The following is a 21,362-nucleotide window of genomic DNA, read 5'->3' as shown; positions in this document are numbered from 1 at the left end:
AATTCGTGATTTTCTAATCATTAAGAGCCTTTAGGATTCTAATTCACTTCAAAAACAGGAGATTATCTCGGCGATGGAACTGGGCAGTCCCGTTATCTTGATTTCAGCATTTGGTCGCGGTCACTGGCTGGCGGCGGCCTTGGCGAAAGAAGGTATCAAAACAACTCTTGTTGATGTGTCTTCGAAACTGGGTGTGTGGCCCTCGGAAGACGTTGAAGGTCCTTTTGGATTTTTGCGCAACGAACGCATTTCCGAGTCCCAGCTTGAGCGTTTGTATTCCGATGATCCTTACGATGAAGTTTCCAACGGCTTTACTTTGTGGCTGAAGGAAGGTCCTTTTGAATTTAAAGGTCCGGTCAGCAAGTACAAGCTGGATCAGTCTTCACTGGCAACCCCAGTCAAAGAACTCATCGCCGGCAGCAGTCCTGATAAAACCGCTAAGAATCTGCACAAGCATCTTGAGGCCTTGAGTTTTGATCAGAGCTGGATTTTGCATCTGGCGCATCAGTGGTCTGGAACCACCTATGCTCCCAATGCCCGCGGAGCCTGCGTCGGGGCGGCGGCACCGCTGTCTTCTTCTTTCCTGGTTCGTCAGGCGACTCGCAATGGCCTTGAAAAATCCCTGACCTGGCTTGCCAGCAAAGGTGTTGAAGTCATGCGCCCGCATCAGATCATGGACGTGTCCTTTGGTGGTGGCAAATCCATCACCGGGCTTGAACTTTCCGGTGAAAAACAGGGATTGTTCCGTTTGGAGCAGATCGTCTGGATGCTTTCCAGTGAAGAGACGTATTTCCTGAATGAGCGTCTGGGGAAATACTTCTTCCCGGAAGGGGCGCTGGAGCCTGAATGGTGCTGGGTTCGTTACCGGGTGGGATTGCAGCAATGCTTTGAGCGCGATCGTCTGCCGCTGCATATGCTGGTGGTTGATGATCTGTCGTCACCATGGACTCATGAAAACATGATGGTTCTGCAAAGAACTTCACTGGCAGATCAGTTTGACGTGTGGATGCGAATCCCGACAGTCCAGCGATTCAATAAAGAATACCTGACTGTGCGCAGTGACCGCATGAAGAATCTGCTGATGGCGCGCATGTCGTTGTCGGATCCGCAGATTCTCAGTTTCCCGCAGGAGTATTACTACACTTATGCGCAACTGGGAGCTTCACGCTTCCCGGTGTTCGGGGAAAAACAGACCTCCCGTCGTGGTCGCGCGGGTTTTGGCAATCTTCATCTGGATGGGCCTGAAGTATGGCCGCATTACAGTTGGGGCGCTTACTTTGACAATCATGAGCGCATCCAGTTGCAAATTGTGAACTGGTGGAAAGAAAAACTTCTGAAAGAGCAAAAAGAGAAGAAGCGAAAGGAACAAAATCCGTGATTGAGAGATACACCCGCCCGGAAATGGGCCTTCTTTGGGACGCCGACCACAAGTTCGGAAAAATGATGGAAGTTGAAATTGCCGTGGCGCAGGTTCAATCCCAGCTCGGTATCATTCCCAAGAACGCAGCCAAGGTCATCGCTCAAAAAGCTCGCTTCAATGTGAAAAGAATTTCTGAAATCGAACGCGAAACCAAACACGATGTGATCGCGTTTGTTTCCAATCTGGCTGAAAACGTCGGCCCCCAGGGCAAGTTCATTCATTACGGCATGACTTCTTCGGATGTGCTGGATACGGCCTTCAGTCTGCAAGTGCGCGAGGCGGGTGTGGTTCTTATGAAATCCATCGATGCCCTGGAAAAGTCCCTGAAGTCTTTGGTGACCAAGCACGCTGAAACGCTGTGCGCGGGGCGCACTCACGGGATGTTCGCAGAGCCGACCACGTTCGGATTCAAAATGGCCGGCTTCCTTGCTGAAACCCAACGCAATAAAAAACGGGTGAAAGCCGCTCTTGATAACATGATGATCTGCAAGCTGAGCGGTGCGGTGGGGACTTATTCATCGCAAGCTCCGAAGATTGAATCTTTGGTGGCAAAGAAACTAAAACTTAAAACTGAAACCATCGCCACCCAGGTGATCCCGCGTGACCGTCATGCGGAAATGCTTTCGGCCTTGGCTTTGTTTGGAACGGGTCTTGAGCGTCTGGCAGTGGAACTTCGTCATCTTCAGCGCAGTGATGTGGGTGAGGTGACTGAAGGTTTCACCAAGGGGCAAAAAGGCTCTTCGGCGATGCCGCACAAGAAAAACCCCATCAGTGCGGAAAATATCACCGGCCTTTCCCGTTTGTTGCGTGGTTATGCCATTGCCGGATTTGAGAACGTGGCATTGTGGCACGAGCGTGATATCAGCCATTCTTCGGTTGAACGCGTGGTGTTCCCGGATGCCTTTATTGTGGCGGACTATGCCTGCAACCGCATGAGCATTTTGTTGGATGGTCTGGATGTGAACAAGAAACGCATGATGGACAATATCGAAAGCTCCCAGGGGCAGATTTTCAGCTCCCACGTGCTGCTGGCCCTGATTCAAAAAGGAATGATCCGTGAGGATGCCTACGCATTGGTGCAGCGTCTGTGTCATTCCCTGTCTTACGGGGAGCATTTGAAAGACAAACTTCTGGTGGATGAGCAGATCCAGAAACTTTTGAAACCCAAAGAGATCGACGAGATCTTCACCGGCAAGAAACACAAAAAAGCCATCAAAGACATCATCAAGAGAGTGTAGACAATGACCTGGAAGTTTTTGAAAGAAAATGATGTGATTGATGTGGTGGCTCCGGGCTATCCGTCCAAACCCGAAGAGGTGGAAGGGGCGCGTGCATTCCTGGAAAAGTGGAATCTGCAGCCGCGCATCCCCAAGGGCATCATCAAGCCGCACTTTTTGCATGCTCATGAAGATGAGGCGCGCTGGCAGTTTATGAAGGCTGCTATCGAGTCCAAGGATTCCCGCGTGATCTGGTGTCTGCGCGGTGGTTACGGCAGCAATCGTCTGATCCCGTTCTTGGCGAAAATGAAAAAGCCCAAAGAACCGAAACTGCTGATCGGTATCAGTGACATTTCCTCTTTGCACACTTTTGTGAATCAGGAATGGGGCTGGTCCAGCCTGCATGCGCCTCTGTTGGATCGTTTGGGACGCAATCTGGTTTCTGCCAAACATGAAAAAGAAATTCATGACATTTTGTTTGGAAAAACCCGCCAGGTTGAATTCAAGAAATTGAAACCTATGAACGAAGTCGCTCGCCAGGTGAAAAGCCTGAAATCGAAAATCGTGGGAGGCAATCTGACGGTTTTGCAGTCCACGCTGGGAACGCCTTGGCAGGTTGATGCGGATCGCAGACTGCTGTTTGTTGAGGATATCGGCGAACGCGGCTATCGCATTGATCGCATGTTTGAACAGTTTCGTCAGGCCGGCATTCTGAAAAAATGCCACGGCATTGTGCTGGGTGATTTCATTGGTGGCAACGAACCCAATGGCACCGAAGATAAAACTCAATTGGTCTTTAAACGCTGGGCTGCGGATTTGGAAATTCCGCTCTTTAAGGGTCTTGAAGCCGGACATGCGCCGGTGCAACGACCTGTGCCCTTTAATACTCCCTGTGAACTGGTGGTGGCAAACAACCGCACCGTTCTGACAATCGATACCGGAGGACGTCCATAATGAAATTTTCTGTACTGGAAAAAAATCTGATCACTCAACTTGAAGACCGTATTCGTGACACCACTCCGGGTGTGATGGTGCGTGCTTATCAGGGCGGGCGAATCATCTGTGATGTGGCCGTGGGTAACACGTATGCCTATTACGATCTGGCTAGTTTGACGAAAGTTATTTTCACGACTCAAGCCATGATTCAGGCCTTTGAGGCTGGTAAGTGGAACTTTGAAACCAAAGTGGCGGATCTTTTGCCTTGGTTTGCGCACAAAGAAACCCGCATCACCGAGCTTCTGACTCACAGTTCAGGGCTGGCGTGGTGGTTGCCGCTGTATCAGGAGATCAACACGACTTTGCCGCGCGATAAACGCCGTGAACAGTTGCAGGGCATGCTGCAGAATCTGAAAATTGAGAAGCAAGACACGGCGGTATATTCTGACGTGGGCTTCCTGTTTTTGGGGTTCGTCATTGAAAAACTTTACGACAAGTCTTTGGATGATGTCTGGACGGACATCAAAAACAAATTCTATCTGGGCACGACCTTGGAGTTCCATCCGGATAACAAGCCTGTTCACAAAACCTCTTTGTATGCGCCGACCGAGGAATGTCCGGTTCGCCGCAAACTGGTTCAGGGCGAAGTGCATGATTTGAATGCGTGGTCTTTGGGCGGGGTTTCCACCCATGCGGGCCTGTTTGGCAGCATTGACGATGCCGGCTGGTTCTCTTTGCATCTGCGTTCGCACTTGATGGGAATTGCCCGTTATTCCATCCGTCAGAAGACAGCCCAGTTGTTTGCCAAAAGAGCTTTGCCGGAAGGCAAGGGTGACTGGGCCATGGGTTACATGATGCCGACTCCGGGTTCTGCAAGCTGCGGGACATATTTCTCTTTGGATTCCATTGGGCACACGGGCTTTACGGGAACTTCCGTTTGGTATGATCCCAAGATGGATTTGAGTGTGATCATTCTGTCCAACCGGGTCTTGTACGGATCTGATAACAAAGCCTTTGGCAAATTGCGTCCGGAAATTCATAATTGGATTGTTGAAAACTACAGAAGAAGTGGACTTTAAGATGAATATCAAACCAGGCAGTCACATTCACTTGATGGGTATTTGCGGGACGGCGATGGCCTCCATGGCAGGTCTTTTGAAAGACCGCGGCTTTAAAATCACCGGCAGCGATTCCAATCCTTATCCTCCGATGTCGACCCAGTTGGAAAATCTGGGCATCAATATCATGAAAGGCTACAAAGCCGAAAACCTGCATCCGAAGCCAGACTTCGTGATCGTGGGGAACGTGATTTCCGCGAACAACGAAGAAGCCCAAGAGCTGATGAAGCTGGGGATTCCGTACACCTCCCTGCCAAAAGCAATGGGAGAGTTCATCATTGAAAATCGTGAAAGCGTTGTGATCTCCGGGACTCACGGAAAAACCACGACCACTTCCATGATGGCCTGGGTGGCGGAAAATGCCGGAGTAAAACCGGGTTTCCTGATCGGGGGGATTCCGAAGAACTTCTCTCAAAGTTTCAAAAATCCGGAAGGCAATTACTTCATCATCGAGGGTGATGAGTACGACACGGCTTTCTTCGATAAAGTTCCAAAATTCATTCACTACCGTCCAAAACACGTGGTTCTGACTTCTGTGGAATTTGACCACGCGGATATTTACAAGGACCTTGACGACGTGAAGAAATCTTTCGCGCGCCTGATGGAGCTGATTCCTGAAAATGGAACTTTGCTGGCTTGTGCGGAAGACGCCAATGTCATGGAACTTCGCAAGCTTGCCAAGTGCAAGAACTCTTTCACTTACGGCTTTGGGGCGGAGGCGGATTTCCGCGCGAAGATCATGTTCCAAAATGCCAATGGTCTGGGCTTTGAGGTTCATCACCGCGGTGAGATTCTGGGCCCTTATGCCATGCAGATCACCGGTGAATACAACGTTCTGAATGCGACGGCGGTGGTGGCGATGTCCAAAATGCTGGGCTTCTCTGAAAACCGCATCCAGATTGCGCTGGAGTCTTTCGAAGGTGTGAAGCGCCGTCAGGAGATTCTGGGTGAGCCGAACGGTATTTTGGTGATTGAAGATTTCGCCCACCACCCAACAGCGGTGCGTGAAACGGTGAAAGGCATTCAGAAGAAATATCCGGGCCGCAAGGTGTTCTCGGTGTTTGAGCCACGAAGTGCAACATCCCGTCGTAAAGTCTTCCAGAAAGACTATGTGGAGGCCTTCAAAGGCTCTCACGAAGTTCTTCTGGCAAAAGCTTTCGATCAAACCAAGATCGACGAAGAAAACCGTTTCTCCACGCATGAATTGGTCGATGACCTCAAGAAATCCCAAGTGACCGCAGCGGACTTCGACACAGCCGACGACATCGTCGCAGCCCTGAAATCCAAAGCCCACAAAGGCGACGTCATCCTGATCATGAGCAACGGCGGCTTCGACGGCATCTACACCAAACTCCTAAAAGCCCTCGAATAAAAGGTACCTGCTTACTTTTGCATAAACGCCGCGTCGGTCTTCTTTCCTGATCTTAGTAAGGTAGAGAGGTGAGCCGATGCGGTCGCTGATTCTTTCTTGTTGTAGGAATTTTAAACTCTGATTTTCGAAGAGCCTTTTGCACTATCTCCTTGTCTTGGGGATCTGGGGCTGAGTTTAGCCAGGACAAAATTGAGTCTGTTGATTCAAAAAGAGTGTTGTCTGGATATATCGGAAAACCCAGTCGGTGCATACCCAGCGAGAGAGCCAGTGTTGAATGTGGGTAGTCCTGAACTTGATTGCATAGCCCTGCCTCGACGGGATTTCTATAAACGTATTTGTAGGCATGCAGATAGTAGAGAGGACTGTTGATCAAGGTCTTGTGATATCTGCCTCCATAGATCTGATTGATCATTCCTGCTCTGAAACTGATATGCCGGCTGGTCTCTTTCATGAAATAGTTCATTGCTTCGCCGAGGCTCTGCTTTGGATCACGGGCTATCATGTGAAAGTGGTTGTCCATGAGAACAAACGATAGAATTTCAATTCCATACGCATGGGATATAAAGAACAGATAGTCCTCCATGATGGCCCAAACCTCTGAACGTGCAATTGGAAACCACTCGCGGTTTCGGGCGCGAGCAACAATGTGATATGGGTGATCGGCCGAGGCCGGAACTATCTTTCTAGGCATGGCAAGTTTGTTTTGCAAAAAAGAGGCTAAATCTGACGGCAAAATAGGCAATTTATGGAGCGGCGGAGTGTCTGGATTTCGGCGCAACGCTTCTGCAAAAGTAACCAGGTACCTTTTGAGGGGCGCGGTGCGTTATTTGGGTTTTTTGGGTGAAAGTGGGGCTGGGTTTCGTTAGTTTTTTTGGCCTATGTCGAATCTTACGCCGCTCATGAAACAGTTCTGGGACATCAAATCTGTCCATCAAGATAAAATCCTTCTTTTCCGTATGGGGGACTTCTTTGAGATGTTCTTTGATGATGCTGTGAAAGCAGCTCCGGTGCTGGGAATTGCACTGACTCAAAGAAATAAAAAATCCCAGGACGAAACGCCGATGTGCGGAGTGCCTCATCACTCTATCGCAGGGCCGATCAATAAACTTCTGGCTGCGGGATTCAAGATCGCCATCTGTGATCAGTTGGAAGATCCGAAACTTGCCAAAGGTATCGTGAAGCGTGGTGTGACCCGCGTTCTGACGCCGGGGATGGTTTATGATTCCGACACTCTGGACGGCACAAAACCGCACTATCTGGTCAGCCTTGATTCCGAATCTTTAAGCTTCCTGGATACAACAACGGGCGAGGCGTTCTTCTTCCGCTCTAAAAAGACCACAGAGCTCTTGCGCTTCCTGCAGATTCTGCCGGTGGCAGAGATTGTGATCGCTAAAGAAGATGAATCCCTGCTGACGGGTGTGGATGGTGTGCTGATCAGTCATCACGAAGACATCGCAGATCTGCTGCATCCGCTTCTTAAAAACGAGGCGCCGATGTCGGCAGCTCGTTTGGTTTCTTATGTCGGCAATATGTCTGGCGAAGAATCCCTGGCGACCATTTCTCCGTTTGTGATGCGTGATCTTGAGCACCGTCTGGAAATCTCCAGCACGACACTTCGTCACCTGGAAGTTTTCTCGACCTACAAAGGTGAAGGTCTGGGCAGCTTGTTCCACGCCATCAACCGCACGCAGACCTCTGCGGGCAGCCGTTTGCTGCGTCAGTGGTTGAGCTTCCCATTGCGTGACCTGAACGCAATCGAGCAGCGTCTGAGCTCTGTTGATTTCTGGCGAAATCATGTTCTGGAGCTTAAACGTGTTCGTCAGATCCTGGGTCAGATGGGCGATATCGAAAGACGTCTGGGTAAGATTTCCCAGCCTCAGTGTAATGGTCGTGATCTGCTGGCTTTGGCGGGCAGCGTGCACGCCGGAATCAGTGCTTTGGAAGTCCTGGTTCACGCCACCGGTGGCAAAGCGAACTTTGAGGGCCTGCGCGAGCTGGCTTATAAAATCGAGCGCACCCTGGTTGAAGATCCACCTTTGGCGACCAAGCAGGGTTATTTGATCCGTAATGGTGTGTCTCCGGAACTGGATGAGCTGATTGAGCTTTCCACCAATGCGCAGGCCATGGTGTCTCGCATGGAAGCTGAGGAAAAAGAAAAGACCGGTATTTCCAGTCTGAAGATCCGTTATAACAACGTCTTTGGCTATTACATCGAAATTACCAATTCCCATAAGGACAAAGCACCGGCGCACTATCAGCGCAAGCAGACTTTGACCAATGCAGAACGCTATTGCACAGATGAACTGATCGAACTTGAAAGAAAAGTTCTTAGCGCCAACACTAAGCGTGCGGATCTGGAATTTGAATTCTTTGAAGCTCTTCGTAAAGAAATCCTGGCTCAGTGTCCGGGTCTTTTGGCGCTGGCGCACGAGTGCAGTGAAGTCGACGTGGTGGCAAGCCTTGCATGGCTGAGCCTTGAGGAAAAATACGTCCGTCCGAAATTCTCTGCAGACGGTTCTTTGAAAATGAAAGCCAGCCGCCACCCGGTGGTTGAACAAACCGTGAAAAAGAACTTCGTTGCCAACGACCTGGAGCTTCGCCAGCATTCCTGCCTGTTGCTGACAGGTCCCAACATGGCCGGTAAATCCACATTGATGCGTCAGGTGGCTTTGAATGCCATTCTTGCGCAGATGGGTTCTTTCGTTCCGTGTGATGAGGCTGAAATGCCGATCTTTGATGCGATCTTCACCCGTATCGGGGCAAGTGATCAGTTGTCTGAAGGTCTTTCCACATTCATGGTCGAGATGACTGAAACCTCCGCGATGCTGAAAAATGCCACCAAAGATTCTTTGGTGATTCTGGATGAAGTGGGTCGCGGGACCAGCACCTTTGACGGCATGTGCCTGGCACAATCCATCCTTGAGCATCTGTTGAGTGATGTGAAGGCTTTGACCTTCTTTGCCACTCACTACCACGAACTGACGTCCTTGGATCAGAGCTTCGGTCAGATCACCAACGCCCACATGACAGTGGCGGAAAGAAACGGCGAAATCCGCTTCCTTCATACCCTTGTAAAAGGCCCGGCTTTGAAATCCTACGGGGTTCAGGTGGCCGAGCTTGCGGGCTTGCCAGCAACCGTCACCAAGCGTGCAAAAAGCCTTCTGCGTGATATCGAATCCAAACGTGTTCAAGCCAGCAGCCAGTTGTCGCTTCTGGATTCTTTGACTGCTGAAGAGCCCTACATCGAGGCGGTTGAGGCTGTCGATCCGGAAACAGCCCGCCGTGGTGAGACCATGAAGTCCCTGATGGAAGAGCTGCAAAAGTTCCCACTGATGCAGACAAGTCCTTTGGATGTTATGAATCAGGTCGCTAAATGGAAAGAGATCGTCGAGCGCGTTTAGACTTGAGTCGGCTGGCAAATTCGGTGATCCTTTAAAGTCAGAGGACTTTATGGCCCACAAGACGTTTTTGACAGCCGAGCAGTTTCAACAGGCGCAGGAAATCCTGACTCCCCCTCTGATGACACCGGACGGGGATGTGCGCCAGGTGTTTTGTTTTTCCTCGGAAAGTCTTTCCCACTGGCTGGGCACCAAATTAGAAGAAATCCTGAAAGAAAATCCACAGTGGCGCGACACTCATCCCATCATGCTGGGGTCCTGGGCCCGCGGTGAATTGAGTCCCAAATCCGATATCGACATCCTTTTTTGTGGCGATGAAGCGCAAGTCAAAGCCTTCACTGATCATTTGCATGAGCGCGGTTTAAAGCTTCGCTATCGCATGCCCCTGAACATGGAAGACTGGACCGAAGGGGTTGAAGCCTTCGACATTCTGGCGCTTTTAAAAGCTAAACCACTGACCGCCGAAGGGGCCCGTAAGCTGTTTGAACAGCAAAAGAACATCTGGGCCCGTAAAAAGCACTTCCGTCGCATTCTGCTGAAAGCTGTCAAAGACGAACGCAAGAATCGCGAGAAGCGTTTTGACTCCATCACCAACTATCTGGAGCCCAATATTAAATTCGGCCCCGGGGGGCTGAGGGATCTGGAGCAGGGCCTGCAGATCTATGAGCTGTTCGCCGAGAAATTCAACAACCCCGGTCACGCCCTGAATGTGCTGCAGTACTATCGCAGTTACTTCCTAAGCTTGCGCCAGAAGCTTCATCTGGATGGTCATAGCGACATCCTTTCAAGCGCGGTGCAGTTTGATCTGGGGAAATGGATGGGCTTTAAGTCGCACAAGGATTTCATGCGCAGCCTGCAAAGAGGCCTTTCCCGTGTGAGCTTCTATTCAGACTGGATCGTCGAGGTTGCTGAGGCCTCGGAAAAAGATCTGCGCAAAATTGAAAGTGGCACTTTTAAAAAGTTCGAGGATTTTTTAGCTGCGTTACATAAGAGTTCGCGCGTTCTGGTGCAAAAGAAAGTCCGCGAGAATCTGGATTCACTCATCCCTGATAAGCTGGTGAAAACCATGGCCAAACGCCGCGGTAAAGCTTTGGATGAAGTCCTGGACGTAAAGGAATCCGACGAGTTCCTGGTCAGCGTGTTTCGTTCACGCCTGATCGACAAGCTGGTGCCAGAGGTCCGCCGTCTGGTGGGCTATGTTCAGCACGATCAATATCACAGATTCACCGCAGATTCCCACATCATGCAGGCATGTCGTGAAGTAAAACGTATCTATAAAAAACCTTCAGAGCTGGGGCCGCTGAAATTTATCAGCAAGGATTTGACCAAGGAAGACTGGAAGATTCTGACCTGGTCCTGCTTGTATCACGATCTTGCCAAGGGTCTTGAAAGTGCCGAGCACCATTCAGACTTGGGCGTGATGATTGTTGAGCGAGATTTCCGAAGCTACGGATTTTCAAAAGCTTTCACGGACGAAGTGAAGTGGATGGTGCAAAACCATCTGGAGCTTTCACAAGCGGCCTTCCGCAAAAATCCGAAAGACCCCAAGGTCTGGCAGGAGCTGCGTGAAAAAGGCATTTCTGAAGCCCGCCTTCTACGCTTGGCGCTGTTCACCGCGATCGACATTCGCGCCACCAATCCCGAAGCGTGGAATGACTGGAAGGCGAAACTTTTAAAGGACTTGGTCTTAAATCTTCAATCCAAACGTGCGCAGAACTATTTTGATTTCGAGTCGTTAAAGAAACGCAAGAAGTTGAACCTCAGTGCTGAAGTGGTGGAGGAACTGGGCCTTCAGTTGCTTGAAAGTGTTTCTTTAACGGATCTGGTGGATGACTTGAAGAAAGCCGAAACCAGCGAAGTGTCGTTAAAACCACGCATGCTAAAAACCCGCAAGGGGGAGCTGTGGATCCGCTTCCACGACAAAAAAGACCGTCGCGGTCTTTTAAGTGATTACGTGGGCCAGTTGTATTCATTGGGTCTGGGAATCCGCCACGCCTCCATTCATACGCTGCCGAAGGTGGGTGTCTATGACTGGTTCCAGGTGACGAGTTCCCGCAATCTTGCGGCGCTGGCAAAAATGATTGAAAACGCCTCCGTGCAAAGCAAACCCGTGCCGGCCGTGAAGTTTGATACGATTCAGATTGTCAGCGCAGATGACAAGGAATGGGTTGTGAGTTTTAAAGGGGCCGATCAGCCGGGTCTGCTGGCCTCTGCAGCCAAGGCTTTGAGTGATGCCGGTATGAGTATCAGGTCCGCGCGTGTGCACACGTGGGGTCGTCAGGTGGATGATATCTTTGTGGTGAAGCCATCAGGCGACGCGCAGGAGCTGGTGAAGACTTTGTCGGAGCGATTGGGTTCTTAGGACATCCCTAAAAACAAAAAGAGCCCTGCGAGGGCTCTTTTCATTTCAACAACAAACTAGTTGTTTTTCTTTTTTGCCGCACCAGTGATGCCGGTGTGGTTTCTCCAGTTATATTCTGGATCTGTTTTGGTGCGGTTGTGCCAAGCTTCCCATTTTTTCTTAGGAAGTTTGTGAGAGACCTGACCCTTTTCATCAAAGATGTCTGGATCTTTACCTACCAAAAATTGACCGATGGACTTCAGAATACCCATTTATAACCTCATTCGATTGCTATCCCAATATAAGCGAGCAAGGGGGCTCGAGCAAGATAGCAAGGTTCATGAGTGCGGCGCGTCTTAGGAGCGTGGGTTGGCGCAAACGTCGATGATGTCCAGACCACGGTCTTCGGAAACTTTGCCAGCACCTTTGTAGAAGCTGAAGCACTGTTGGGCTGCTTGTTCATAGGCTTCTTCATAGCTGCCCGCGGATTTTTTAAGTTCCAGAGTCTGGCCGGAAAGATTGTATTTAAACGTGTATTCTTTAGAGGCGGCATCACGGCTGCTCCATGCGAAAGAAGTGCAAGAGAAAGCCAGGATTGCGATGGTGATGAATGTTTTCATAAGTCCCCCTTGATCAGGATTAATGTTCTTGCTTTTACATAGAGCAAGGGGTGCGCCAGAGAATCGGCCCGCATGCCATAAAAATGCCTTATAACATATCGAAATAACTAATGTATTTCATCTCATAGTGAGGCGTCTCAAAGGGGTATGTAGGAAGTCGACAGGTGACATGTTAGGGAATGCGGTTGATAAACTTTTGGACACTGCTAAGCTTTGATAAAAACCAACAAGGACGTTTCTATGAGAGTTTTTCTTTTTGCGCTTTTGCTTCTGACGGCGACGACTTCTCAAGCCGGAACCCGTGGTCAGTTTCTGGGAATGCAGTTGATCGTGAATATCGCCTCGGTCATGTATGATGGCTCCAATGACAGCTCTCCGCATGTGCTTTTTGAGGCCATGAACAGGCCAGAGCAGGACTCCATGGTGGGACGCGGAAAGGTGCTGGAAGCTCCTCAGAAAGTGCTTAATTTCATCTGTGCCCGCAAAGGTGAAAACAACTATCATTGTGCCATTTACATCCATCAGTCACCTTTGGCGCGCATTGGTCCGGGAATGGCGCATTTCGAGGCCCGCGGGGCTGAGGCTCGCGCCCTGTTTGAGCAGTTCCACACCCAGGACAATCGCTTCTCCTTCCGTGACGGCGACGGCCTGTTCCTGATTGAGGCCACACCAGAGCGATTTGTGATGAAATTTAACGCCAACGGCGTTTAGTTTCGCACCATTTCCTGTAATTACTTTGTCCCCGAAAAAGGCCCTTTGAGTGAGGGCCTTTTCTGTTATAGAACCTTCGCTAATCGGAGGTTTAACCAATGAAAACATGGATTGCTTTTATTGTGCTGTTTGTGGGGCTGTCAGCCCAGGCGCGCACTCTTTTGGTCAGTGATGTCGATGACACGATCAAACTGGCCCACGTAAAGGATCTGTCGGAAGCCGCCAGATACGCGTTTGACTCCCAAAGCCGTTTTGCCGGTATGAGTGAGCTGTATCATCTGATCGCCCAGGATCAGCCCGATCTTGAAATTGTGTATCTGTCCCGTGCCCCGGATTGGTTTATGGGGCGCACTCACCGTAAATTCCTGGCCAATGGAAACTATCCGGACGGGGAGTATATCAATCGCACCAATTATGATTCTGACGTGCACAAGCTCTACACCCTCAGAGAGGTCATGGCAAAAGTCCGCCCGGATAAAGTCATCTTTGTCGGCGACAATGGCGAGCAGGATCCCGAAATCTACAAACAGATCTCAGAGGAATTCGCGGCCCGCAATGTGGAGTTTCATCAGTTCATTCGTATCGTGTACCCGAAGGCCAGTATTTTGCTGATGACCCCGCAGATGATGCAGGAGGGGCAGACTGGTTTTGTGACTCCCGTCGAAGTGGCCCTGGATCTGGAAAAAGCCGGCGTGCTGAAGGCGTCCTCGGTTCAGACTCTGATCAAGGCCGTTTTGCCTAAAATTCTTGAACAGCCCAACTACACCGCCGAAGGCGAAGTCGCGTTCCCGTATTTTGTGAACTGCCGTGATATGGTGTGGAAGTGGGATGATGCGATCACCCGTTTTGATGGCGTGAAAAGCGTTAAAGACCGTATTGTCAGCCGCTGCAAGCTTCGCCCGTAAGAGGATCCATGCTTTTAAAGTACCAGCTTCCCCGCATTTATGAAAACATACTGCCGCGCGAGATTCTGAATTTCGCGCCGGAAGAAAAAAAGGCCACCTGTGATGCCTGCGCCATGTCGCGCCCGCAGAACAAGGCCAAGATTCATTATCGCGCGGATCTGAAGTGCTGCACCTTCCATCCTTTTTTGGCGAACTATATGGTCGGGGCGACCTTCCTGGACAGCAGCGCCACCGAAGCTCACCGCATCTTCCGCGACAAGATTGAGCGCCGTGAATACGCACTTCCGATTGGTTTGGTGGCGCCGGTAAAATACCAGGTCCAGTTCAACAACCGTGAAGAAGGTGACTTCGGTCAGCGGGAAGACTGGTTGTGCCCGTATTACAACAAGGAAAGCCAGAACTGCAATGTGTGGCGCAACCGTGGGGTTGTCTGCACGACGTTCTTCTGCAAAAGCTCTTACGGGAAGACGGGTCTGAAATTCTGGGAAAAGTTCAGTAATTATCTCTGGTATGTGGAACTGGCCCTGTTGGAAGAGGCCCTGGCGATGCTGGATTTTTCCCCGCGCCAGGTGATGACTTTGTTGGACTATCACAATCGATTTGACGGCACAGCGGCCGAAAAAAAGTCCTGGGTGATCCCGGAAAAGCTCTCTCGCGAGCTGTGGAACGGGTATTATGATGATCAAGAGGGCTTTTATAAAAAGAGCTTTGAGATTGTGGCTAATTTGGATAAAAGTGCCTTCCATGAATTGATCGGTGAGCAGGGACAGTCTCTGGAAGAAGAGCTATTCACCATACTTCCCAAACTGAAAAGTGAATAAGCAGGGTTAGATATATGACTATTCAAGAAAAACAAAACAAGGTTATCCAGGATTTCTCAGCCCTTGCGCAATGGGAAGACCGCTACAAGAAGATCATCGACATGGGGAAGGCTTTGCCGGAAATGCCCGAGTCTTTGAAGACTGAGCAGAACGTGGTTAAAGGCTGCCAGTCCCAGGTCTGGTTGTCAGCGTCCTTGAATGATCAGGGGCAGGTTCTGCTTCAGGGTGACAGTGATGCTTTGATCGTGAAGGGTCTGGTGGGTTTGCTTTTGAATGTTTACTCCGGCTCCACTCCGTCAGAGATTTTAGCGACGCCGCCAGAATTTTTGAAAGCTTTGGGGTTTGAAGGAAATTTGTCTCCCAGTCGCGCCAACGGTCTTCACTCGATGCTGAAGCAAATTAAGCTTTATGCAACGGCCTTCGATTATTTGTTAAAAACAAAAAAATAGTTGTCTTTCCCTGTCACATTACACAAACTTGTAATGGTGGATGTTCATGATGAGCGTCCAGAGGGGACAAAGTGAAAAGGAATTCATTGGTCGCGTCCATCAGTGTCGCGGTTGCAGCAACGTTCTCAGTCGGTTTTGTTAATATCACTCCAAAAGTTATTTATGGCGAAGACAACCGTGTGGACGTGTACCAAGTCCAGCGCGCTGACATTCGTGAAATCGCGGACTCTACCGTGGCGTTGATTCCTTCGCGCTCTGTGGTGCGTGATGCTCAAGGCAACTTCAAAATCAACACAACAACCTATGGTCATGAATTGGATCTGTGTAAATCTGAGCCGTTCTTTGATCAGCCGACAGCCGCGAACTGTTCAGGCTCTCTGGTGGGTGAGGATCTGATCGCAACTGCTGGTCACTGTATCAGCACCAAAGACTGCGCCACTTACAGTTTTGTTTTCGGCTTCCGTATGCTGGATGCGAAAACAGCTCCGCAAACAATCGCGGCTGACGATGTCTACACTTGCAAAGAGATCGTGGCGCGCGAATACACTTCCGCTCAGGATTATGCCCTGGTTCGCCTGGACAGACCGGTTCGTGGTCACCGCGTTCTGACGATCCAGTCGACTCCGGTACAGCCGGGCGATGATATCTATGTGGTGGGTCACCCATCCGGTCTGCCAACCAAGATTGCCGATGGTGCGAAAGTTCGTTCTCAAAAGAACGGCTACTTCGTCACTAATCTGGACACCTATGGTGGGAACTCCGGTTCTGCTGTGTTTAATGCCCGCACAAATGAAATCGTGGGAATCCTTGTTCGTGGCGCACAGGACTTCGCCTATGACCGCGTAAATCAGTGCACAGTCAGCAATCGTTGCACGGACGAAGGCTGCCGTGGTGAAGATGTGACAAACATTTCTTTCATCTCTCAGGCCTTGAAGCAGTAATTTTTTTTAAAGATTTAACAACGAAAAACCCACAGCTTCCTCCGAGTTGTGGGTTTTTTGTTTTTTCAGGGCCGCTACTGATATCTCAGAGGACGGCCTGGTTCAGCAGGATCCGCGGGTCTGATCGGTTGAGCTTTAATAGCTCCTTCAGCAGGGCAGTCGCGGGTCGTGCTTTCAAGTCGGGCCATATCACCCAGTTTGTCCCGATGTGCTTCCCCTGCACAGGGCAGAAGAGGGGATTCCTTCTGAGTGTTGGCTGGTTTTCGTTTCAGTTCCTCATTTGTCACTGTGGCGCTGGACGCGTTTTGATCAGAAGTCATGCGTTCAGGAGCCCCTTTGACAAATTGAGGAACGATCATCAGAAGAGCCGTTAACCACAGGGCAAATTTCATAACGACCTCCTTTGCATCTTTCATTATAACTCAAGTTTGCAGGCTGGTATTTCTCAAGTGCAAGAGGTGGGCTGCGAGGATTGTGATTGTTAAAAGACAGGAATTTTGATCGCCTTAAGTCGGGCAAAAAAAAAAGGGAGGTTTGAGACCTCCCTTTGGAACTTTTAGATCGTCGCGTGAACGCGGTGAGTGTCATCCATATCGTCAAGATAGTTCAGGAACTCTTCGACGTCTTTTCTTTGCTCGTCGGAAAGTTCGGTGATGTTCTTGGCTTTGTAAGACAATTCCCCTTTGGTGATTTTCCAGCCGCGGGAGGTTAGTGCCTCACGAACGGCATCCAAATCGTCTGCAGCGGTGAAGAACTCATAAGTGCCTTCGTCTGCGAAAACTTCATTGGCGCCAGCTTCAATGGCTTCTTCGTCCGGATCAAAAGAACCGTCTTTGGTGCCTTCAATCAGACCCACGCGATCAAACATCCACGCTACGGAACCAGTCTCACCCATGTTTCCTTCATGGGATTTAAAGGCGTGACGCATGTCTGGTGCGGTTCTGTGCTTGTTGTCGGTTTGGCATTCCACGATCACACCCACGCCATGAGGACCGTAGCCTTCATAAGTCAGCTCTTCGATCACCTTGCCGTCATCCAAAAGGCCCGCGCCTTTTTTGATCGCGCGTTCGATAGTGTCATTCGGACAGGAAACTTTCTTGGCAGCATCGATCGCCATACGAAGACGAGCATTGGCATTGGGATCAGGGCCACCAGCTTTCGCAGCAACGGCAATCTCGCGCGCAAGTTTGGTGAATATTTGGCCTTTTTGTTGAGCCTTCTCAACTTTTCCGGCGTTTTTCCATGATTTACCCATATATCTCCTTCTTAGGCTTGGGACATATTGCACCAAATCAGGAAATATTTGGCAACAAAGGGAGCGGGATGTAAAAGGGGCTATGTTCAGTTTTTTGGTCCCGGATGTGTGGGAAAAAATAGACAATATTGAAAAGTCCTGTGAGGAGGCCTTTAAACTCACTCAGCCCTGGACACAGATGCCTGAAGATCCGGCACGGGACGTCCTTTTGCTGCACCCGAAGCTTCACCCCCCTAAAAAGGGCTTTTCTTCAGCCGAAGGGCAGGCGCGCATGCTGCACGATCTGGCCAATATTGAGCTTCAGGCCATGGAGCTGGGGGTAAGAACCCTGACGGAGTTCCCGGATGCTCCGCAGGGCTTCAAAGAAGAACTGGTGGCCATCACTTTGAACGAATCCGAGCATCTGCGCATGTGTCTGGAGGGTATCGAGTCCCTGGGATTCAAATGGGGGGACTGGCCGGTGCATTCCGCGCTTTGGCGTGCCGTGAGTGCTGAAGACTCATTGTTGGACCGTATTCTGATTGTGCACCGGTACCTTGAAGGCAGCGGTCTGGATGCGGGGGACACTTTGATCCGCCGACTGGAAGGACTGGGGTCCAATGGTCCTGTCCAAAAAATCGTAAAACAGATCAATCACGATGAAATCGGGCATGTGAATTTTGGATCAGAATGGTACCGCGAAATCTGCCGTCAGAAAAAGATGGAGGCAGGCGAGGATTTCTTCACGCGCATGGCGGATTTGCGCCTGCGCCTGCCAAAACGTATTGAGCCGGTGAATCGCGTATTGCGTTCCAAAGCCGGCTTTACGGATGAAGAGATTCAGTACTTTGAAAACCTGCGCCTTGATTTCATGAACAAGGACAAAAAGAACTAATCCAAATCGTGATAATATGACAGGGTCATGGAGGCGAAGCTGTGGAAGTTGTCGCGCTCCTCAAATTCCGGTGACACCGTCACAAATCTCCAGATAAAGCTGAAGTTCATGTATTGAACACCGTAGCCAAACTCGGTTTCGGCTACAAAGGGCTTGCGGGTCACGTGCGGACCATTGTGGAATATGCTTCCGTCGATAAAGATATTATGACCCACCAGATTTCCGCGAGCGGCTCCGTAAACATAAGCCCGCCATGGAAGGTCGCCGTTGCTTTCGCGCGGGTCCTTGATCATGTCGCCATCAGATGCAGAGGGTCGGGTGGGACCAAAATCGTTGGGGATATTCACTCCCAGCCGCCCAATCACGCCGGTGTGTGCGGCAATCAGGGCATTCCCCAGGGACGCTCCGGCATAGGGAATCACATCAAACATGCGTCCTGTGGTTTTATCCAGGACATCTACAAAACGCACCTTCTGAAAATAAGAGACTTGCACGATGGGCTCGGTGTCGAGTTGATTGTCCCAGCCTTGCGCTTCGGGCACATCGACAATGTGGTGGAACCCATTTTGAACCTGTTCCCCCATGGCAGGAGGTCCGACGATTCCTATATCCAGTTCCAGGCTGTGACTGTGGGTCTCTGTCTTGTAGTTTGCAGTGAACCCCAGATACAGCCAGGCCGCATAGGGACGGTCATCCAGGATGGGCTCTTTAATGTCGGTGTTTTCCGGTGTGTAGATTTTCTGATTGAGCGAGATCCCAAAATTCGTGGTGGATTCCGTCAGTTCTTTTTTTAGTGATTTGGACCAGTCCGTCAAGGTCGGCGCCCATGATGGAATGGTGTCTTCGGCATAGATGTAAGCAAAGCGAAAACCGCTGGAGTAATCGTCATCCGAGTTCGGTCCGCCCATCCGGCGCGTGTCGTTTTCGATTGTTGCGCTGTAGGATTCCCCGCGACTGGCGGCGCCAGCCAGCGGGTTGAGTCCTGCAAAAACAAATGCTGCCAGCAGCAACGTTTTAATCAAGACTCTCGTCCTCTTCCAGGAAGCGCCATTGGCCTTCGGGCAACTGACCCAGACGGATTTTTCCGATGCGCACACGCTTTAGACCTGTGACTTTCAAACCGACCAGCTCGCACATGCGGCGGATCTGACGCTTTTTTCCTTCCTGCAAAACAAAGCGCAGCTGATCTTCATTCAGCCATTCCACTTTCGCAGGTTTTAGCTTTTTCCCATCCAAGGACAGACCGAAATTCAAAAGCTTCAGTTTATCCGGCGGCAGTTGACCCTGCACCCGCACGATGTATTCTTTTTCGACCTTGGATTCTTCGCCGATGATCTTTTTGGCGATGCGTCCGTCCTGGGTGAACAGCAGCAGCCCTTGTGAGTCAATATCCAGGCGACCGGCGACGGCCAGGCCTTTAAAGTGTTCTTCTTTTAGGCGGGTTTTGGAAGTCCCGAACTGATTCTGCGGGGTGATCAGTTTGATTGCGGGCTGATACGGTGGTTCCGGCTGGGCGGAAACATAACCCACGGGTTTATTCAGCAAGATCGTCGCCAGACGTTTTTGCTGTTTCAGCGCCTGAGCTTCCAGGGTGATTTTAACATCCGGACTGACTTTGGTTCCCAATTGGCTGACAACCTCACCATTGACCATGACCAGTCCCCGGGAAATATAGTCATCCGCCTCGCGGCGGGAACAGATGCCTTTTTCAGCCATCAGTTTGGAAAGGCGTACTTTATTGTCTTCGCTCATAGGCGGATCTCCGTCCAGATGTTGTCCATCTCGTAAAGGCGCAGATAAGAAATCTCTTCGGACTTCACCTGACTTTTTAGTTTATCCAGAAAATACAGACAGATGTTTTCTGTCGTCGGGATGTTTGTTTTAAATTCCGGAATCACAAAATTTAAATGCTCGTGATCCAGAACAGAGGTCAGTTTGTTTAGAACAGACTGATAATGCTGCTGCTGTTGTTGCCAGTTGCTGTTCTGACAATGAAAGCCTGCTTCCAGCACATAGTTGTGCCCATGTCCGTACTGCGTGTAGCAGCGGGCAAAGGTTTCGCGGTTCTTTTGCTCGTCCCATGCGGGTTGAGCATAAAAGTGCGCGGCGCTGAAAGGGCTTTTCAGGGTGATAATCATGTCAGATTAATCCCGCCGTCCACGGACAGCACCGCTCCGGTGGTCCAGGAGGAAAGATCCGAGCCCAGGAAGTAAACCGCACGGGCAATGTCTTCCGGTTTGCCAATGCGGCCCAGCGGCTGCAATCCGCCCATTTTTTCGAGGGTCGCTTTTTTCTGATCTTCCGGTAAAGCATGGAACTGATGAATCGGGGTGTCGACCAGGCCGGGGCACACGCAGTTGGCGCGGATATTCAGCGGTCCACCTTCCAGGGCCAGGCTTTCTGTCCAGTTCACCAAAGCGGCCTTCACCGCCGAATAAGCAGACGTCGGGCCTTGGGGGCGCAGCCCCAGTGTCGAGGAGATATTCACGATGCTGCCGCCACCTTGTTCTTTGAAGTACGGGAAGAAAGCGCGAACAATGCGCAATGGTCCCAGCATGTTAACTTCAAACTGACGGCTCCACAGTTCATCCGTTCCGGATTCAGTGGTGTTGCTTTCATAGATGCCGGCATTGTTCACCACGCATTCCACGCGGTGGATTTTAGCCCCCATAACCTCGTCCAGGCGCTTGTTCAAAGCTGCTTCATCAGACAGGTCACAGGAAACAATGGAGGCGCCACTTCGGCATTTCAAAGCCACGTCCTGCAGGCGCTCTTTGTTGCGACCCATAAGATAGACAAAGTATCCGTTTTTGGAAAATTCGATTGCGGTGGCGGCACCGATGCCACTGCTGGCGCCAGTGATAAGGACGGCTTTTTTCAAGTTGGACCCCCGGATACCCCACTCCGACGAAGTCGAAGTGCTAATGGATTTGAACTGGACTTATGGTAGCAAAAGAGGGGGCCGAAGAGAAGTTATGTCCATG

The 21,362-nt window shown here is 50.5% G+C and carries 22 protein-coding genes; 13 read left to right on the top strand and 9 right to left on the bottom strand.

The annotated features are described in order from the left end of the window. Positions 1-73: 73 nt before the first annotated feature. The 5 genes from B9G79_RS09345 to mpl are packed head-to-tail and all read left to right on the top strand — an operon-like array spanning position 74 to position 6,063. Positions 74-1,378 (top strand): hypothetical protein, encoded by a 1,305-nt coding sequence (locus tag B9G79_RS09345; RefSeq protein WP_088565280.1) that lies wholly within the window; start codon positions 74-76, stop codon positions 1,376-1,378. Then, positions 1,375-2,658, top strand: coding sequence for an adenylosuccinate lyase (gene purB / locus B9G79_RS09340; RefSeq protein ID WP_088565279.1), 1,284 nt, complete (start codon positions 1,375-1,377; stop codon positions 2,656-2,658). Before B9G79_RS09345 ends, purB begins: the two co-directional genes overlap by 4 nt. Before the next feature lie 3 nt (positions 2,659-2,661). Next, a complete protein-coding gene (locus B9G79_RS09335; protein WP_088565278.1) occupies positions 2,662-3,591 on the top strand; it encodes a S66 peptidase family protein in 930 nt (309 codons plus the stop codon). Further along, positions 3,591-4,652 (top strand): serine hydrolase domain-containing protein, encoded by a 1,062-nt coding sequence (locus B9G79_RS09330; protein WP_088565277.1) that lies wholly within the window; start codon positions 3,591-3,593, stop codon positions 4,650-4,652. The genes B9G79_RS09335 and B9G79_RS09330 overlap by 1 nt, the downstream gene beginning before the upstream one ends. A 1-nt stretch (position 4,653) precedes the next feature. After that, entirely contained in the window at positions 4,654-6,063 is a 1,410-nt protein-coding gene (mpl, locus tag B9G79_RS09325) for a UDP-N-acetylmuramate:L-alanyl-gamma-D-glutamyl-meso-diaminopimelate ligase (RefSeq protein WP_088565276.1), read from the top strand. 52 nt (positions 6,064-6,115) lie between these two features. Here the strand turns inward: mpl and B9G79_RS09320 are convergent, their stop codons facing one another. After that, entirely contained in the window at positions 6,116-6,841 is a 726-nt protein-coding gene (locus B9G79_RS09320) for a transposase (protein ID WP_198297996.1), read from the bottom strand. Positions 6,842-6,962: 121 nt separating this feature from the next. Between B9G79_RS09320 and mutS the strand changes: the two genes are divergently transcribed. Then, on the top strand, positions 6,963-9,464 hold the full coding sequence (gene mutS, locus B9G79_RS09315; RefSeq protein WP_232468512.1) for a DNA mismatch repair protein MutS: 2,502 nt from the start codon (positions 6,963-6,965) through the stop codon (positions 9,462-9,464). 49 nt (positions 9,465-9,513) lie between these two features. Then, a complete protein-coding gene (locus tag B9G79_RS09310; protein WP_088565273.1) occupies positions 9,514-11,823 on the top strand; it encodes an ACT domain-containing protein in 2,310 nt (769 codons plus the stop codon). Between the two features lie 56 nt (positions 11,824-11,879). Here the strand turns inward: B9G79_RS09310 and B9G79_RS09305 are convergent, their stop codons facing one another. Together B9G79_RS09305 and B9G79_RS09300 are read right to left on the bottom strand one after the other, a co-directional pair. Continuing rightward, the gene (locus tag B9G79_RS09305; protein WP_011164408.1) at positions 11,880-12,074 is read right to left on the bottom strand and encodes a hypothetical protein; all 195 of its coding nucleotides are present in this window, start codon (positions 12,072-12,074) and stop codon (positions 11,880-11,882) included. A gap of 84 nt (positions 12,075-12,158) precedes the next feature. Then, positions 12,159-12,422, bottom strand: coding sequence for a hypothetical protein (locus B9G79_RS09300; RefSeq protein WP_088565272.1), 264 nt, complete (start codon positions 12,420-12,422; stop codon positions 12,159-12,161). A 240-nt stretch (positions 12,423-12,662) separates the two neighbouring features. Here B9G79_RS09300 and B9G79_RS09295 point away from each other — a divergent pair, with 240 nt between their 5' ends. The 5 genes from B9G79_RS09295 (at position 12,663) to B9G79_RS09275 (ending at position 16,249) form a co-directional block, all read left to right on the top strand. Continuing rightward, positions 12,663-13,133, top strand: a complete 471-nt coding sequence (locus B9G79_RS09295) for a hypothetical protein (protein WP_011164410.1) — start codon at positions 12,663-12,665, stop codon at positions 13,131-13,133. Between the two features lie 98 nt (positions 13,134-13,231). Next, positions 13,232-14,038 carry a phosphatase domain-containing protein gene (locus tag B9G79_RS09290; RefSeq protein ID WP_088565271.1) on the top strand — a complete coding sequence of 269 codons (807 nt, stop codon included), beginning with the start codon at positions 13,232-13,234 and terminating at the stop codon, positions 14,036-14,038. Between the two features lie 8 nt (positions 14,039-14,046). Continuing rightward, positions 14,047-14,859 (top strand): hypothetical protein, encoded by an 813-nt coding sequence (locus tag B9G79_RS09285; RefSeq protein ID WP_011164412.1) that lies wholly within the window; start codon positions 14,047-14,049, stop codon positions 14,857-14,859. Positions 14,860-14,873: 14 nt separating this feature from the next. Beyond that, entirely contained in the window at positions 14,874-15,308 is a 435-nt protein-coding gene (locus B9G79_RS09280; RefSeq protein ID WP_088565270.1) for a SufE family protein, read from the top strand. Between the two features lie 71 nt (positions 15,309-15,379). Further along, positions 15,380-16,249: a trypsin-like serine peptidase gene (locus B9G79_RS09275; RefSeq protein WP_088565269.1), complete on the top strand. Its 870-nt coding sequence runs from the start codon at positions 15,380-15,382 to the stop codon at positions 16,247-16,249. A 74-nt stretch (positions 16,250-16,323) separates the two neighbouring features. On the opposite strand, the gene B9G79_RS09270 is transcribed toward B9G79_RS09275, so the two are convergent. After that, positions 16,324-16,641: a hypothetical protein gene (locus tag B9G79_RS09270; protein ID WP_088565268.1), complete on the bottom strand. Its 318-nt coding sequence runs from the start codon at positions 16,639-16,641 to the stop codon at positions 16,324-16,326. Positions 16,642-16,805: 164 nt separating this feature from the next. Then, the gene (locus B9G79_RS09265; RefSeq protein WP_088565267.1) at positions 16,806-17,504 is read right to left on the bottom strand and encodes a YebC/PmpR family DNA-binding transcriptional regulator; all 699 of its coding nucleotides are present in this window, start codon (positions 17,502-17,504) and stop codon (positions 16,806-16,808) included. A gap of 82 nt (positions 17,505-17,586) precedes the next feature. Between B9G79_RS09265 and B9G79_RS09260 the strand changes: the two genes are divergently transcribed. Next, positions 17,587-18,378, top strand: a complete 792-nt coding sequence (locus B9G79_RS09260) for a DUF455 family protein (protein ID WP_088565266.1) — start codon at positions 17,587-17,589, stop codon at positions 18,376-18,378. Here the strand turns inward: B9G79_RS09260 and B9G79_RS09255 are convergent. From B9G79_RS09255 to B9G79_RS09240, 4 genes are read right to left on the bottom strand one after another with little or no spacing between them, the layout of a single operon-like run. Further along, positions 18,375-19,400, bottom strand: a complete 1,026-nt coding sequence (locus B9G79_RS09255; RefSeq protein ID WP_232468511.1) for a lipid A deacylase LpxR family protein — start codon at positions 19,398-19,400, stop codon at positions 18,375-18,377. The two genes, B9G79_RS09260 and B9G79_RS09255, sit on opposite strands and share 4 nt — an antisense overlap. Then, positions 19,393-20,130: a pseudouridine synthase gene (locus tag B9G79_RS09250; RefSeq protein WP_088565265.1), complete on the bottom strand. Its 738-nt coding sequence runs from the start codon at positions 20,128-20,130 to the stop codon at positions 19,393-19,395. Before B9G79_RS09250 ends, B9G79_RS09255 begins: the two co-directional genes overlap by 8 nt. After that, complete coding sequence (locus tag B9G79_RS09245) at positions 20,127-20,516, bottom strand: 6-carboxytetrahydropterin synthase (protein ID WP_088565264.1); 390 nt, start codon at positions 20,514-20,516, stop codon at positions 20,127-20,129. The genes B9G79_RS09250 and B9G79_RS09245 overlap by 4 nt, the downstream gene beginning before the upstream one ends. After that, positions 20,513-21,259 (bottom strand): SDR family NAD(P)-dependent oxidoreductase, encoded by a 747-nt coding sequence (locus tag B9G79_RS09240; RefSeq protein ID WP_088565263.1) that lies wholly within the window; start codon positions 21,257-21,259, stop codon positions 20,513-20,515. Before B9G79_RS09240 ends, B9G79_RS09245 begins: the two co-directional genes overlap by 4 nt. Positions 21,260-21,362 lie beyond the last annotated feature (103 nt).

Origin of the sequence: Bdellovibrio bacteriovorus, assembly GCF_002208115.1 — a bacterium.
GTDB lineage: Bacteria > Bdellovibrionota > Bdellovibrionia > Bdellovibrionales > Bdellovibrionaceae > Bdellovibrio > Bdellovibrio bacteriovorus_C.
This window is presented reverse-complemented; position numbering and strand designations above follow the sequence as displayed.

What these genes read in the sequence shown, in the direction of transcription:
- B9G79_RS09335 (WP_088565278.1), top strand. Translation starts at nt 2,662, where the DNA reads ATGACCTGGAAGTTTTTGAAAGAAAATGATGTGATTGATGTGGTGGCT.
- B9G79_RS09330 (WP_088565277.1), top strand. Translation starts at nt 3,591, where the DNA reads ATGAAATTTTCTGTACTGGAAAAAAATCTGATCACTCAACTTGAAGAC.
- B9G79_RS09265 (WP_088565267.1), bottom strand. Translation starts at nt 17,504, where the DNA reads ATGGGTAAATCATGGAAAAACGCCGGAAAAGTTGAGAAGGCTCAACAA.
- B9G79_RS09285 (WP_011164412.1), top strand. Translation starts at nt 14,047, where the DNA reads ATGCTTTTAAAGTACCAGCTTCCCCGCATTTATGAAAACATACTGCCG.
- B9G79_RS09305 (WP_011164408.1), bottom strand. Translation starts at nt 12,074, where the DNA reads ATGGGTATTCTGAAGTCCATCGGTCAATTTTTGGTAGGTAAAGATCCA.
- B9G79_RS09280 (WP_088565270.1), top strand. Translation starts at nt 14,874, where the DNA reads ATGACTATTCAAGAAAAACAAAACAAGGTTATCCAGGATTTCTCAGCC.
- B9G79_RS09250 (WP_088565265.1), bottom strand. Translation starts at nt 20,130, where the DNA reads ATGAGCGAAGACAATAAAGTACGCCTTTCCAAACTGATGGCTGAAAAA.
- mutS (WP_232468512.1), top strand. Translation starts at nt 6,963, where the DNA reads ATGAAACAGTTCTGGGACATCAAATCTGTCCATCAAGATAAAATCCTT.
- B9G79_RS09245 (WP_088565264.1), bottom strand. Translation starts at nt 20,516, where the DNA reads ATGATTATCACCCTGAAAAGCCCTTTCAGCGCCGCGCACTTTTATGCT.
- B9G79_RS09300 (WP_088565272.1), bottom strand. Translation starts at nt 12,422, where the DNA reads ATGAAAACATTCATCACCATCGCAATCCTGGCTTTCTCTTGCACTTCT.
- mpl (WP_088565276.1), top strand. Translation starts at nt 4,654, where the DNA reads ATGAATATCAAACCAGGCAGTCACATTCACTTGATGGGTATTTGCGGG.
- B9G79_RS09290 (WP_088565271.1), top strand. Translation starts at nt 13,232, where the DNA reads ATGAAAACATGGATTGCTTTTATTGTGCTGTTTGTGGGGCTGTCAGCC.
- B9G79_RS09260 (WP_088565266.1), top strand. Translation starts at nt 17,587, where the DNA reads ATGTTCAGTTTTTTGGTCCCGGATGTGTGGGAAAAAATAGACAATATT.
- B9G79_RS09295 (WP_011164410.1), top strand. Translation starts at nt 12,663, where the DNA reads ATGAGAGTTTTTCTTTTTGCGCTTTTGCTTCTGACGGCGACGACTTCT.
- B9G79_RS09345 (WP_088565280.1), top strand. Translation starts at nt 74, where the DNA reads ATGGAACTGGGCAGTCCCGTTATCTTGATTTCAGCATTTGGTCGCGGT.
- B9G79_RS09310 (WP_088565273.1), top strand. Translation starts at nt 9,514, where the DNA reads ATGGCCCACAAGACGTTTTTGACAGCCGAGCAGTTTCAACAGGCGCAG.
- B9G79_RS09270 (WP_088565268.1), bottom strand. Translation starts at nt 16,641, where the DNA reads ATGAAATTTGCCCTGTGGTTAACGGCTCTTCTGATGATCGTTCCTCAA.